The organism is Pseudomonas sp. MPB26, from assembly GCF_046605355.1.
In the GTDB taxonomy this organism is placed as follows: domain Bacteria; phylum Pseudomonadota; class Gammaproteobacteria; order Pseudomonadales; family Pseudomonadaceae; genus Aquipseudomonas; species Aquipseudomonas cedrina.
This window is the reverse complement of record NZ_CP176793.1, coordinates 4,727,432-4,740,705: the sequence shown is the minus strand read 5'-3', so window position 1 is coordinate 4,740,705 and position 13,274 is coordinate 4,727,432. Positions and strand designations below refer to the sequence as shown.

Sequence of the window (13,274 nt, the reverse complement as noted above, 5' to 3'; positions counted from 1 at the left end):
CGCCTCGCAGGCTGCCACCGGCCTGCGACGGGTTCGCTTTGCCCAACATAACGTCTCGAGATAATAACAATGACAATCAGAAAATTGCTGGGAACCCTGTACGTACAGGTGCTGATCGCTATCGCACTGGGTGTGTTGATCGGCCATCAATGGCCGCAGATCGGCATCGACCTCAAGCCCCTAGGCGACGGCTTCATCAAGTTGATCAAGATGATCATCGGCCCGATCATTTTCTGCACGGTGGTCTCCGGCATCACCAGCATGCACGATGTAAAACAAGTGGGCCGGGTCGGCGGCAAGGCGCTGCTGTACTTCGAAGTGGTCTCGACCATCGCCTTATTGATCGGGATTCTCGCGGCGCACCTGCTGCATCCTGGGGTGGGCTTCAACATCGATGTCAAAACCCTGGACAGCTCCGCCATCGCCGGTTTCGTCGGCCAGGCCGAACATGGCGAAGGCATCACCGGGTTCCTGTTGCATGTGATCCCCGCGACGTTCTTCGATGCGTTCTCCAAGGGTGAGATCCTGCCGGTGCTGTTCGTCTCCGTGCTGTTTGGCGTCGGCCTGGTGATGGTCGGTGAAAAGGGCCGGCCGCTGGTGGGTGTGATCAACCAGGCGAGCGAAGTGTTCTTCCGGATTGTCGGCATCATCAGCCGGGTGGCGCCGATCGGCGCCTTTGGCGCCATCGCGTTCACCATCGGTAAATACGGGGTGGGCTCGTTGCTGCCGCTGCTGAAACTGGTGGCCACCTTCTACATCACTGCGTTCTTCTTTGTCGCAGTGGTGTTGGGCAGCATTGCCCGGTATGCCGGGTTCAGCATTTTCAAGTTGATGGGCTATATCAAGTCGGAGCTGTTGATCGTGCTGGGCACCAGTTCGTCGGAGTCGGCGTTGCCGCAATTGATCCAGAAACTCGAAAGCCTGGGTGCCTCCAAGGGCGTGGTGGGCATCGTGGTGCCGACCGGCTATACGTTCAATCTGGACGGTACCAACATCTATATGACCCTGGCGGTGCTGTTCCTGGCCCAGGCCACCAATATCCACTTGCCGCTGGAGCAGCAGTTGACGTTGTTGGCGGTGGCCATGCTGACGTCCAAGGGTGCGGGTGCGGTGGTGGGCGCGGGCTTCGTGGCCCTGGCGGCGAGCCTGGCAGTGGTGCCGACCGTGCCGGTGGCGGCGATGGTGTTGATTCTGGGCGTGGACCGGTTCATGGCTGAATGCCGCTCGCTGACCAATATCATCGGCAACGCCGTCGCCGCCCTGGTGGTCGCGGCCTGGGAGGGTGAACTGGACCGCGAAAAAATGGCGCCCATCGCGCTCAAGCACGGCCGGCATGCCCGGGCCGCTGCCCAGGCAAAGACCGTTGCCGAGTAACCGAATACGCCCAGGCGCGCCGGAAGGCGCGCCGATCCGGTGCTATTCTGGCGGCTCATGCCGCCATGCCTGCTCCCGATGACTCACAAGAAAGATACCGTGCCCCTACCCGAAGACCTGCGGGTGTTCCTGACCGTGATCCGCAAGGCCGGCTTCGCAGCGGCCGCCGATGAACTCGGCCTGTCGCCGGCGTATGTCAGCAAGCGCATCCAGATCCTCGAAACCACCCTGGCCACCCGCTTGTTGCACCGCACCAGTCGGCGCATCGCCCTGACCGAAGACGGCGAACGGGTGCAGCGCTGGGCGGTGCGTATCCTGGAAGATTTCCAACAACTTTCCGATGAACTCAGCGACGCCCATGACAGCCCGCGCGGCCGTTTGCACCTGTGCAGCAGCTTCGGTTTCGGACGCAACCATGTGGCCCCCGCCGTGTCGTTACTGGCGCAACAGTACCCGGACCTGGAAATCCGCCTGGACCTGTTCGATCGTGTGGTGGATATCGTCAGCGAAGGTTTCGACCTGGAGATCCGCGTGGGCGACGACATCCCCGGCCAGCACATCGGCCGCCGGCTGGTGAGCAACCGTCGCGTGCTGTGCGCCGCGCCGGTGTATCTGGAGCGCCGAGGCACACCGCAGCAACTGAGCGACCTGGAGCAACACGACTGCCTGGTGCTCAAGGAGCGCGATAACGCGTTTGGCATCTGGAACCTGGAACACGACGGTGCTGTGCAAAGCGTGCGCGTACGAGGGCCGCTGTCGTCGAACAACGGCGAGATCGTGTTGCAATGGGCACTGGATGGGCGCGGGGTATTACTGCGTTCGATGTGGGATGTGAAGCCGCTGCTGGAACAGGGCAAGCTGGTTCAGGTGCTGCATGGTTATACCCAGAGCGCCAACGTGTGGGCGGTGTACCCGACACGGTTGGCGTATTCCGGAAAGCTGAGGGCGTGTGTGGAGTTTCTGCAGGAGCATTTCAAGGGGTTGTCGATCTAGCATCGCTCCCGATTTGGAATGGGTTCCAATGTGGGAGCTGGCTTGCCTTAATGCCAGTCAGTTAAGGTTTTTTGTAGGAGCGAGGGCGATGTACGCTTAACTGACTGGCATTATGGCTTGCCTGCTCCCACAATTTGAACCGCAGTGTGTCAGCTGAGCCAGGGGTTCGCCTGGAGGTGCTGGCGTTCGAACGCTTTGATCTGCTCGCTGCGCTGCAACGTGCTGCCGATGGCGTCCAGGCCAAGCAGCAGCGCGGTTTTGCGCAAGGTGTCGATCTGGAACGGGATCACCTGCCCGCCCGCCAAACGAATCTGCTGGGCTTCAAGATCGATACTGATCTGAGCCTGCTCAGCCTGGCTGACGGTCTTGCCCAACTGCTGCAACACAGCCTCGTCCAAGGTGATCAACAACACCCCGTTTCGTTGGCAGTTGTCATAGAAAATCCCGGCAAAACTGCTGCCGATCAACGCGCGGATACCCATCTGCTTCAAGCCCCACACCGCGTGCTCACGGCTGGAACCGCAGCCGAAATTCGGCCCTACCACCATGAACTTCGCACCCTGCCAGGCCGGCTGGTTCAGCACGAACGCGGGGTTCGGCTCGCCGGACGCCAGGAAGCGCAGGTCAAAGAACAACCCACGGTCCAGGCCGCTGCGGTCGATGCCCTTGAGAAACTGCTTGGGCATGATCACGTCGGTGTCGATATTGGCCGCCAGCATCGGCGCGGCCTTGCCGGTGACCTGGGTGAACGGTAGCAGGCTCATGGGCGCTCTCCAAATTGGCGGATATCAGTAAGCCGCCCGGCAATGGCCGCCGCGGCGACCATCGCGGGGCTCATCAGGTGAGTGCGCGCCCCCGCGCCCTGGCGGCCTTCGAAGTTGCGGTTGGTGCTGGAGGCGCAGCGGTCGCCGGCCGCCAGTACGTCGTCGTTCATCGCCAGGCACATCGAGCAGCCCGACTGGCGCCATTCAAAACCGGCGTCGATAAAAATCGCCGCCAACCCTTCGGCCTCGGCCTGGTCGCGCACCTCAGTGGAACCCGGCACGATCATCGCCCGTACGTGCTCGGCCACGCGCCTGCCGCGCACCACGCTGGCGGCGTCGCGCAGGTCTTCGATGCGGGCGTTGGTGCAGGAGCCGATGAACGCATGGCTGATAACGATATCGCTCAGCGGCATGCCGGCTTCCAGGCCCATGTAATCGAGGGCGCGGCGCATGTCCTGGCGCAGGATCGGGTCACTGACATCCTGCGGGTCGGGCACGCGGGCACCGATGGCCGCGGCCTGATCGGGGCTGGTGCCCCACGTGACCATGGGCTCCAGCAGGCTGGCGTCGAGCTGCACCTCCCGGTCGAACACCGCCTCGGCGTCCGAATGCAACTGGCGCCAGCTTGCCAGCGCCTGGTCCCACTGCTCGCCTTTGGGCGCGCGCGGCTTGCCCTTGAGGTAGGCGAAGACTTTTTCGTCGGGGGCCATGAACGCGCCGCGCGCACCGGCCTCCACCGCCATGTTGCAGATAGTCATGCGCGCCTCGACGCTCAGCGCATCAATGGTCGAGCCGCGAAACTCAATGGCGTAGCCGGTTGCACCCGAGGCGCCGATCTTGCGGATCAGCGCCATGATCACGTCCTTGGACGTCAGGCCGGGCGCCAGGTCGCCATCCACGCTTACGCGCAAGGTCTTCAGACGCTTGTAGACCAGGGTCTGGGAGGCCAGCAGGTGTTCAATTTCCGAAGTACCAATGCCAAAACCAAAGGCCCCGAGGGCGCCGTAGGTGGTGGTGTGGCTGTCGCCGGCGGCGATCACCATGCCCGGCAGGATAAAGCCCTGTTCCGGCGCGATCACATGCTCAATGCCTTGACGCTTGTCGAGGATGTCCAGCAGCTCGATGCCGAAGTCCCGGCAGTTCTCGGCCAGGTATGACACTTGCCGCGCCCCACCGGCATCGGGCATGGCCGCAATACGCTTGGGCGTGGTGGGGTTCACATGGTCAACCACGGCCAACGCCGTACCCGGGCGCCACACGTTGCGCCCGGCCTCACGCAAACCGCTGAAGGCCTGAGGGCTGGTGTATTCGTTGATGACCTGGCGGTCTATATAAAGCAGGACATGGCCCTGATCATCCAGGGAACACACCGTGTGGGAATCGATGTGTTTGTCGTAGAGGGTTCTGGCAGTCATCTTTGCTGGACTCACTTGTGTAGGCGTTCGCTCGAAGGTACGAGCCCATCCTACGTAGCGCCCCGGCACCATCAATGGCGCTTGGGTGATGACTTGAAACATGTTTCGTGTTCGATTGGGGCGTTAAAGCACCCTGAATGTGAACCTGAAACATTTTCTTTCATATCTGGGTTAGGGATTTCTCATTCTCATCCGTCTTAACTTAGATACAGCCCGTCGCGTCAGCAAAAGCTACGACTGGCCTTTTCCGGGCCTGCACTGCCCTCCTCCGATCAAGACCCTCATTCACATGTCGAAGAAGTCACGCTCCAAACTCTGGTTTCTCGTCCATAGCTGGCTGGCATTGCCCATCTGGTTCTTCGTACTGATCGTGTGCGTCACCGGCACTCTGGCGGTCGTCAGCCAGGAGATCGTCTGGCTGGCCAACCCGGATATCCGTGCGAGCAAACCGACGCAGGACGCCGAACCGCTGAGCTACGACCAAGTAATCACCGCAATCAAGCGCGATGAACCCCAGGTGTTCGTCCAGTCGATCCGTCGTCCCGACGAGTCCCATTTCGCCCTCAGTGTCGACCTCAGCTACCCCGACGGGCGTTCCGTCGAGGTCTACGTCAACCCCTACACCGGGGCGATTCAGGGCATCAGCCCGTCATTCGACTTCAAGGCATTTACCCGCGCCCTGCACGGCTGGTGGCTGGTGCCCTTTACCAGTGGCTACAGCTGGGGCTGGTACCTGGTCTCGGCGCTCGGCATACCGCTGCTGGCATCGCTGGTGACCGGTCTGGTGGTGTACAAGCGTTTCTGGAAGGGCTTCCTGCGCCCTACCTTGCGCGTGCGCCATGGCGCGCGGATCTTCTGGGGCGATTTCCACCGTTTGAGCGGCATCTGGTCGATCTGGTTTATCGCGGTGATTTCCGTCACCGGCATCTGGTTCCTGATCCGGGCAATCCTGGGCGACAACCAGATCTCGATCTCAACCGAACCCGTCATCCCGGTGATCGCTCGGGAGAAGGTGCCCCTGTCGGCGCCGGGCGTGCCGGCGCCGATGATTGCGGTGGACGAGGCCATCAAGATCGCCACCCAGCGCATCCCGGGCCTGGAGGCGAGTTTCATCAGCCTGCCGCTCAACGCCTACAGCCACCTGCAGATCGCCGGGCGGGGCTGGTACCCCTTGATGTTCCAGACCGCACAGATCAACCCCTATGACGGTGAAGTCGCCGCGGCGCACCTGCTGTCCGACCGCTCCAAGCTGGAGTTCGTTACCGAATCCATGCGCCCGCTGCACACCGGCGACTTTGGCGGCCTGTGGATCAAGCTGATCTGGGCGTTCTTCGGGCTGATCATGAGCATGATGGTGTTGAGCGGCCTGCTGATCTGGACCAAGCGCACCGCACTGGCCACGCTCAACGCCTTCAAGCGCGAAACCAAGGCACAACACACGCCGGCGTCCATCCCGGCGATGCGGGCAGAAACCTCGGAGGCCAACCCATGACCAAGGCCGCTGCTGCAAAGCCTTCGCCGCTGCGGGCGTTCTGGCTGAAATGGCGTTTTCACATCAATGTACTGTTGCTGCTGGTCCCCCTGGGCTTCATGCCCAAGTACTTCGCCGATGCCGCGCTGTTTCGTGGCGATACCGGCATCGGCGAGCGCGTGGCCGGCCAGGTGCAGGTCGGGCCCTGGAGCCTGACCCTCGCGGAATTTCGCAATGAAGGCCCGCGTCCCGACCCTGCCGGCCCAATGAAGTTTTTCAACGCGGCCCTGTGCGACACCTGTGCCGACCAGGTCAAGGCCACCTATCTGCGCATTGGCAAGCCGCGCAGCCTGCGCGCCGCCGGGGTGATCTTCTTCGGCACGCCATACCGCATGGGCGCGGGCCTGCCGATTCCGGAGCGCACGCCGGCCGACGCCGAACTGTGGGTGACCATGGAAGGCTGGGACGGCACCATGCACCAGGGTTCCATCCCGTTGAGCCAGGCCTCGCCTGCCACTATTGCCTGGCTGAACAAGCAAGGAGTTAAACCATGACGTTGAAGCGCCTGACCCGCGCCGCAGCCGTACTACTGATCGGCACCGGCTTAAGTACCGTTGTCTTCGCCCACAACCCGATGTGCGAATGCAAGGAAATCCCCGGCGAGCAGATCCAGTGCAAAGGCGGCTTCTCCGACGGCAGCGGCGCGCCCGGCGTGACCCTGGACGTGATCGGCTACGACGAAACCATCCTGATGCCCGGCAAGCTTGGCGAGGACTCGACACTGACGTTCAAGAAACCGTCCGCCGAATTCTACGTGCTGTTCGATGCAGGCCCCGGCCACGTCGTGGAAATCGACCAAGCGGATATCCAGCCGCAATGACGACCACCCAGGTTGTGCGCCCCGCCGGTGCCGGTCACGAAACCCTCTACGTCTTGCTGCTGTGCCTGATCATCCTCGCGGTGGCCGGCACGGTGGTGGCCTTGCACGGAGAAACCCGGGAGGTCGCGGCCGTGCCCAGCCACCAGCTGGACGCCCGACGCGACCTGAGCGCCGCCGAGCAAGGCATTTACGCCGACCTGCGCGTGACCCTGGATGAAATCCAGCTGTTGCAGCAGGAGCAAAGCGCGCTGCCAACCCCTGCGCAACTGGCCGAGGAAGGCTTCGCGCCATTTGCCAAGGACGCCAGTTCGGTCAGCCGTGGCGATCATCGCTGGCAACTGCTGGCCCCCTCCGCTTACCTGGGCTTGAGCCAGGCGCCCGCCACCAGTGGCTCGCTGCTCATGCGCGTGCACGGTGCCGAGCCGGATATCTGGCTCAATCGCCAGGCCAACCTGGCCGCCCCCTCCGACCTCACTGACCAGGCGCTGATCGCAGCCGGCTGGCGGCAGGTGGTCGCGCAATTTGATGCCGGCGTCACCCGCCAGCACCGTCACTGAACGAGAAGACCGATTGCCCATGTCTATTTCATCTCCCCTGTTGCGCCTGTTGTTGGCTGGCCTGTTCAGCCTGATGTTCGCTCCCCTGGCCAATGCCGAAGAGGCCAAACGCCTGCGCATCGGCATCACCTTGCATCCTTACTACAGTTACGTGGCCAATATCGTCGGCGACAAGGCTGAAGTGGTGCCGCTGATTCCGGCCGGTTTCAACCCACATGCCTACGAGCCGCGCGCCGAAGACATCAAGCGCATCGGCACCCTGGACGTGATCGTGCTCAACGGCGTCGGCCATGACGATTTCGCCGACCGCATGATCGCCACCAGCGAACGCCCGGACATCCCGGTCATCGAGGCCAACGCCAACGTGCCGCTGCTGGCCGCCACCGGTAACGCCGCGCGCGGCGCGGGCAAGGTGGTCAACCCGCATACATTCCTGTCGATCAGCGCATCGATTGCCCAGGTCAACAACATCGCCCGCGAACTGGGCAAGCTCGACCCGGACAACGCCAAGACCTACACCCAGAACGCCCGCGCCTATGGCAAACGCCTGCGCCAGATGCGCGCCGATGCCCTGGCCAAGTTGACCAGCGCCCCCAACCCGGACCTGCGCGTGGCCACCGTGCATGCGGCCTACGACTACCTGCTGCGTGAGTTCGGCCTGGAGGTTACCGCCGTGGTCGAACCGGCCCACGGGATCGAGCCCAGCCCCAGCCAGTTGAAGAAAACCATCGACGAACTGCGCGCCCTGGACGTCAAGGTGATCTTCTCGGAGATGGATTTCCCGTCCACCTATGTCGATACCATCCAGCGTGAGTCCGGGGTCAAGCTGTATCCGCTGTCGCATATTTCCTACGGCGAATACAGCGCCGAAAAATACGAAGTGGAAATGACCGGCAACCTCAACACCGTGGTGCGGGCGATCCAGGAGTCGGGAGCATGACGGCAGCGCAACAACTGCAGGCGGTCAGCGTGGGGCCGACCCTGGCATTCGACAACGTGTCGCTGACCCTGGGTCGCACGGTGATCCTCGACCAGGTGAGTTTCCAGGTGCAGCCGGGCAGCATCCATGCGCTGGTGGGCCCCAACGGTGGCGGGAAAAGCTCGCTGATCAAGACGCTGCTGGGGCAAACGCCGCATCAGGGACGGCTGAGCCTGCATTGGCCAACCACGCCCGGCACCATAGGTTATGTGCCCCAGGCCCTGGAATTCGACCGTGGCTTGCCGATGACCGTCGATGACTTCATGGCTGCCATGTGCCAGCGGCGTCCGGCGTTTCTTGGCCTGTCCAGGCATTACGCCGGCGCGATCGGTGAGGCGCTGGAGCGCGTCGGCATGCAGGACAAACGCAAGCGGCGCATGGGCGCGCTGTCCGGCGGCGAACGCCAGCGCGTGCTGCTGGCCCAGGGGCTGATCCCGGCGCCGCAGTTGCTGGTGCTGGATGAACCCATGTCGGCGCTGGACGAAGCCGGTATCCAGGTGTTCGAACGCTTGCTGAGTGACTGGCGACTGGCCGGGATCACCGTATTGTGGATCGAGCACGACCTGGAAGCCGTGGGCCGCCTGGCCGACCGCGTCACGGGCCTGAACCGCCGCGTGCTGTTCGATGCCACGCCCAAAGACGCACTGACCCCGGATCGCCTGCTGACGTTGTTCTCCACCCACCCTCGGAGCTCGGCGCAATGAGTTATGAAGCCTTTCGCTTGATGGTCCAGGGCTGGGCCTCTTCCGGTTACCTGCCGGAGGCGCTGGCCTATGGTTTCGTGGTCAATGCCTTGCTCGCCGGCTTGCTGATCGGCCCCGTGCTGGGCGGCTTGGGAACCCTGGTAGTGGTCAAGCGTTTCGCGTTTTTTTCCGAAGCGGTCGGCCATGCCGCGCTGACCGGCGTGGCCGTGGGCATCCTGTTGGGCGAACCCTACACCGGGCCCTATGGCAGCCTGTTCGGTTACTGCCTGCTGTTCGGCATCCTGCTTAACTACTTGCGCAACCGCACCGGCCTGGCGCCGGACACCTTGATCGGCGTGTTCCTGTCGGTGTCGCTTGCGCTGGGGGCGAGCCTGCTGCTGATCCTGGCGGGCAAGATCAACGTGCATATCCTCGAAAACGTGCTGTTTGGCTCAGTGTTGACCGTCAACGGCAACGACCTGCTGGTGCTGGCAATCGTCGGTTCGCTGGTGATGGCGCTGGCATTGCCGCTGTACAACCGCATCATGCTAGCCAGCTTCAACCCGCAACTGGCGGCGGTGCGTGGGGTGGCGGTGAAGACCCTGGACTACCTGTTCGTGATTCTGGTGACGCTGATTACTGTCGCGGCGGTCAAGGTCATCGGCGCGATCCTGGTGGGTGCGTTGCTGGTGATTCCAGCCGCGGCGGCGCGCCTGTTGAGCCAGTCGCTCAAAGGATTTTTCTGGGTGTCGGTGGTGATTGCAACGGTCAGTACCCTGTGTGGGATCCTGCTGCCGATCATCTTCGACCTGCCCATCCCGTCCGGCGCCGCGATCATTCTGGTTGCCGGTATTGCCTTCGCACTGGCCGCCATCGCGCGCGGCACGGTGCCCAGCCTCAAAGGAAATCTTGGATGATGCACCCTGCAATTGGACCATTGGCCCTGGCCATCGCTTGCTTGATCAGCACCTCGGCACTGGCTGTCGAAGGTTCAGAGCCCCTCAAGATCCATCAGGGGCTGGGCCACGCCGCACTGAGCAAGGCCAAGTCGGTAAAACCGGTGAAGGTCCTGGCGTCGCTGCCGATCACCTACGGCCTGGCCGAGGTGCTGCTCAAAGACACCGATGTCCAACTTGAGCGCGCCGCGCCGGCCAACCTGCCCGGTTCGCGGCAGGTGTCCTACTTCACCGGGCGGGGTGCGCCGGCGTTGAGCACGTTGGCAGTGGACGCCGACGCCGCCATCGGCCTGCGCTCGTTGTGGGCCGATGATCCGCTGTACCCGGTGGCGCGACGCAGCAATATCCGCATTGTTGAAGTCGACGCCGCGCGCCCGGTGGACGGCGGTTTGCCGGGCATCGCAGTGCAGCCAGGCGTCAGCGATGGCTTGAACAGCCAGCCCTGGCAATCGAGCAACAACATGGGGCGCATGGCCGACGTGCTGGCGGCTGACCTGAGCCGCCTGGCGCCCGCCGCCAAGCCGAAGATCGACGCCAACCTCGCCGCCCTCAAGCAGCGCCTGCTCAAACTCACCGCCGATAGCGAGGCGCGCCTGGCCAAGGCGGATAACCTGAGCGTGCTCAGCTTGAGTGATCACTTTGCGTACCTGGTCAGCAGTTTGAACCTGGAACTGGTCAGCACCGATGCGCGACCGGATGCCGATTGGACGCACGAGGCGCTGCAGAAGCTCAGTACCGAGCTAAAGGACAACGATGTCGCGGTGGTGCTGCATCATCGGCAACCAAGTGAGGCGGTGAAAGCCGCTGTCACCGCCGGTGGTGCGCAGTTGCTGGTATTGAATGTGGACGGTGCGACGCCTGTGACAGAGCTGGAAACCAATGTGGATCAGGTGATCAAGGCGCTGATGCCGTAGGCAATGTAGGAGCGGGCTTGTCGGATCGCCGCACCGCTGCGATGGCATCGACTCGGTGTACCTGATGTACCGAGGCGCCCGCATCGCAGGCAAGCCAGCTCCCACATTGGGCCTCGGCACATCTAGTAAATGCTGTTAAATCACATCCACACCCACATGAATCGCATCATGCCGCCAGAACTCCAGATCGCAGTCGATCAACCGCTGGTGCTGGTCATAGTTGACCCGGGCTATCCGCAAGCCAGGACTACCCACCGACACACGCAACGCGGCCGCCGCCTCCACCGGCAGTGACGTCGGCACGATCTCGAAGCGCACCCGCCCATAGTGCAAGTCGTACTTGCGCGCATACAGCTCGGTCATCGACTGATTCAAATCACAGCCCAGGATTTCGGGAAAATACTGCGGGTTCAGGTAGTGCTCCACATACAACACTAAACGCCCATCAATGCGCCGGCCCCGGCAGATCTGGATCACGCTGGACAGCGCCGGCAACTGCAACCATGCACATACCGCCGCCGAAGCCGGCTGCAGCCGCGCACTGATCACTTCAGTGGACGCCACACGCCCCTGGTCACTCACCATCGCGTGGAAGTGGCTGCGTTGCATCAGGTTGTAGGCCAGCCGTGGCGGCGAGACAAACCAGCCGCGACGTTCCTCACGGTAGATCTGCCCCTGGGCCTCAAGTTGTAACAAGGCTTCCCGCACGGTAATCCGGGTGGTACCAAACAACTCGCTGAGCTTGCGCTCGGCGGGCAATTTGCTGGCGGGCGGCAGCAAACCGTGGTCGATCTGCTCCTGCAGCGCCAGGCCAATGGATGTCACCGCCTTGATTGCCTCATCACGCATCAATGTTACCTATCTGGACTAGACCAGCACCGATCAGGTGCACAAACCGCGCCGTAACTGGGCTTGCACTGCTATGCCCCAGCCTAGGCACTGCAGATGACCGACAGATGACAACCCCTGCCGAGCCCCGACAGCACACGCTGCAATACATCGGCCAAGTCCAATACCTGCGGGCCGTTGAGCATGGTCTACGCTGAGTCTGCGCTTAACGACTTCACTGCTTTGAAAACGACATCGACATGAAACTGTCATCCATCCCGTCTAGATTGGCTCAGGTATTGCTCTGACCTAGACCAACAACACCGCCTGAATAAACGCCGCGTTGAAAACGCCCAAAGGAGCTTCGGATGAAACAGCTTTTCCTGGCATCACTGTTAGGCTCGACCATTGCCATGTGCACCGCCGCCATGGCCGCTGATACCGATCTAAAAACCTTGGAAGCCGCCGCGAAAGCGGAAGGCGCCGTCAACAGCGTCGGCATGCCCGATGACTGGGCCAACTGGAAAGGCACCTGGGAAGACCTCGCCTCCAAATACGGCCTCAAGCACATGGACACCGACATGAGCTCGGCCCAGGAAATCGCCAAGTTCAAGGCCGAAAAAGACAACGCCAGCGCCGATATCGGTGACGTGGGCGCAGCATTCGGCCCGATCGCGGTGAAGCAGGAGGTGACCCAGCCTTACAAACCGTCCACTTGGGCTTCGGTGCCGGATTGGGCAAAAGACAAGGACGGTCATTGGGCCCTGGCCTACACCGGTACCATCGCGTTTATCGTCAACAAGAAGCTGCTGCACGGCTCCGAAGTCCCTACCAGTTGGGCGGATCTGCAAACCGGCAAATACAAAGTCTCCGTGGGTGACGTAAGCACTGCGGCCCAGGCCTCCAACGCCGTGCTCGCGGCGGCCATTGCCAATAAAGGCGACGAGAAGAACATCGCCCCTGGCCTGCAGTTCTTCACCAAGATCGCCCAGCAAGGCCGTCTCGGGCTGTCCAACCCGACCATCGCGACCCTGGAAAAAGGCGAAGTCGAAGTGGGTATCGTCTGGGACTTCAACGGCCTGAGCTACAAGGCCAAGATGGCCAACCCGGATGACTACGTGGTGCTGATCCCATCGGATGGCTCGGTGAAATCCGGCTACACCACCATCATCAACAAGTATGCCAAGCACCCGAATGCCGCCAAGCTGACCCGCGAATACATCTTCAGCGATGCCGGCCAGCTCAACCTGGCGAAGGGCAATGCACGTCCGATCCGCGCCGAAACCGACCTGAAGCTGCCGGCCGATATCGCCAAGAATCTGATCCCCGGCGAGCAATACACCAAGGCTAACCCGCAGCCGATCAAGGATGCCGACGCCTGGGAAGCGACGTCCAAGAAGCTGCCGCAGTTGTGGAACGAGCAGGTCATTGTGGAGATGAAGTAATCAGGTTCCCGGCCT

The 13,274-nt window shown here is 62.3% G+C and carries 14 protein-coding genes; 11 read left to right on the top strand and 3 right to left on the bottom strand.

Going from position 1 to position 13,274, the window contains the following annotated elements:
- Positions 1-69: 69 nt before the first annotated feature.
- Both ACLH0H_RS22020 and ACLH0H_RS22015 read left to right on the top strand, forming a co-directional pair.
- Positions 70-1,374, top strand: a complete 1,305-nt coding sequence (locus ACLH0H_RS22020; RefSeq protein WP_411379607.1) for a dicarboxylate/amino acid:cation symporter — start codon at positions 70-72, stop codon at positions 1,372-1,374.
- Positions 1,375-1,452: 78 nt separating this feature from the next.
- Positions 1,453-2,367 (top strand): LysR substrate-binding domain-containing protein, encoded by a 915-nt coding sequence (locus tag ACLH0H_RS22015; protein ID WP_411379606.1) that lies wholly within the window; start codon positions 1,453-1,455, stop codon positions 2,365-2,367.
- 149 nt (positions 2,368-2,516) lie between these two features.
- On the opposite strand, the gene leuD is transcribed toward ACLH0H_RS22015, so the two are convergent.
- A complete protein-coding gene (gene leuD, locus ACLH0H_RS22010; protein ID WP_411379605.1) occupies positions 2,517-3,131 on the bottom strand; it encodes a 3-isopropylmalate dehydratase small subunit in 615 nt (204 codons plus the stop codon).
- Positions 3,128-4,546, bottom strand: a complete 1,419-nt coding sequence (gene leuC / locus ACLH0H_RS22005; protein WP_411379604.1) for a 3-isopropylmalate dehydratase large subunit — start codon at positions 4,544-4,546, stop codon at positions 3,128-3,130. The genes leuD and leuC overlap by 4 nt, the downstream gene beginning before the upstream one ends.
- Before the next feature lie 289 nt (positions 4,547-4,835).
- On the opposite strand from leuC, the gene ACLH0H_RS22000 reads away from it, so the two are divergent.
- Genes ACLH0H_RS22000 through ACLH0H_RS21965 form a run of 8 tightly spaced genes read left to right on the top strand, consistent with a single transcriptional unit; the run spans position 4,836 to position 10,986 of the window.
- Positions 4,836-6,038, top strand: a complete 1,203-nt coding sequence (locus ACLH0H_RS22000) for a PepSY-associated TM helix domain-containing protein (RefSeq protein WP_411379603.1) — start codon at positions 4,836-4,838, stop codon at positions 6,036-6,038.
- Positions 6,035-6,571 (top strand): thiamine pyrophosphate-binding protein, encoded by a 537-nt coding sequence (locus ACLH0H_RS21995; RefSeq protein WP_411379602.1) that lies wholly within the window; start codon positions 6,035-6,037, stop codon positions 6,569-6,571. Before ACLH0H_RS22000 ends, ACLH0H_RS21995 begins: the two co-directional genes overlap by 4 nt.
- Positions 6,568-6,897, top strand: a complete 330-nt coding sequence (locus tag ACLH0H_RS21990; protein WP_411379601.1) for a hypothetical protein — start codon at positions 6,568-6,570, stop codon at positions 6,895-6,897. The genes ACLH0H_RS21995 and ACLH0H_RS21990 overlap by 4 nt, the downstream gene beginning before the upstream one ends.
- Positions 6,894-7,454, top strand: coding sequence for a DUF6162 family protein (locus tag ACLH0H_RS21985; RefSeq protein ID WP_411379600.1), 561 nt, complete (start codon positions 6,894-6,896; stop codon positions 7,452-7,454). Before ACLH0H_RS21990 ends, ACLH0H_RS21985 begins: the two co-directional genes overlap by 4 nt.
- 19 nt (positions 7,455-7,473) lie before the next feature.
- A complete protein-coding gene (locus ACLH0H_RS21980) occupies positions 7,474-8,394 on the top strand; it encodes a metal ABC transporter substrate-binding protein (RefSeq protein ID WP_411379599.1) in 921 nt (306 codons plus the stop codon).
- Entirely contained in the window at positions 8,391-9,137 is a 747-nt protein-coding gene (locus ACLH0H_RS21975; RefSeq protein ID WP_411379598.1) for a metal ABC transporter ATP-binding protein, read from the top strand. The genes ACLH0H_RS21980 and ACLH0H_RS21975 overlap by 4 nt, the downstream gene beginning before the upstream one ends.
- Entirely contained in the window at positions 9,134-10,033 is a 900-nt protein-coding gene (locus ACLH0H_RS21970) for a metal ABC transporter permease (RefSeq protein ID WP_049709157.1), read from the top strand. Before ACLH0H_RS21975 ends, ACLH0H_RS21970 begins: the two co-directional genes overlap by 4 nt.
- Positions 10,033-10,986 carry a metal ABC transporter solute-binding protein, Zn/Mn family gene (locus tag ACLH0H_RS21965; protein ID WP_411382445.1) on the top strand — a complete coding sequence of 318 codons (954 nt, stop codon included), beginning with the start codon at positions 10,033-10,035 and terminating at the stop codon, positions 10,984-10,986. Before ACLH0H_RS21970 ends, ACLH0H_RS21965 begins: the two co-directional genes overlap by 1 nt.
- 135 nt (positions 10,987-11,121) lie before the next feature.
- Here ACLH0H_RS21965 and ACLH0H_RS21960 read toward each other — a convergent pair whose 3' ends face one another.
- Positions 11,122-11,835: a UTRA domain-containing protein gene (locus tag ACLH0H_RS21960; protein WP_411379597.1), complete on the bottom strand. Its 714-nt coding sequence runs from the start codon at positions 11,833-11,835 to the stop codon at positions 11,122-11,124.
- A gap of 347 nt (positions 11,836-12,182) precedes the next feature.
- Between ACLH0H_RS21960 and ACLH0H_RS21955 the strand changes: the two genes are divergently transcribed.
- The gene (locus tag ACLH0H_RS21955; protein WP_411379596.1) at positions 12,183-13,259 is read left to right on the top strand and encodes an ABC transporter substrate-binding protein; all 1,077 of its coding nucleotides are present in this window, start codon (positions 12,183-12,185) and stop codon (positions 13,257-13,259) included.
- Positions 13,260-13,274: the final 15 nt, after the last annotated feature.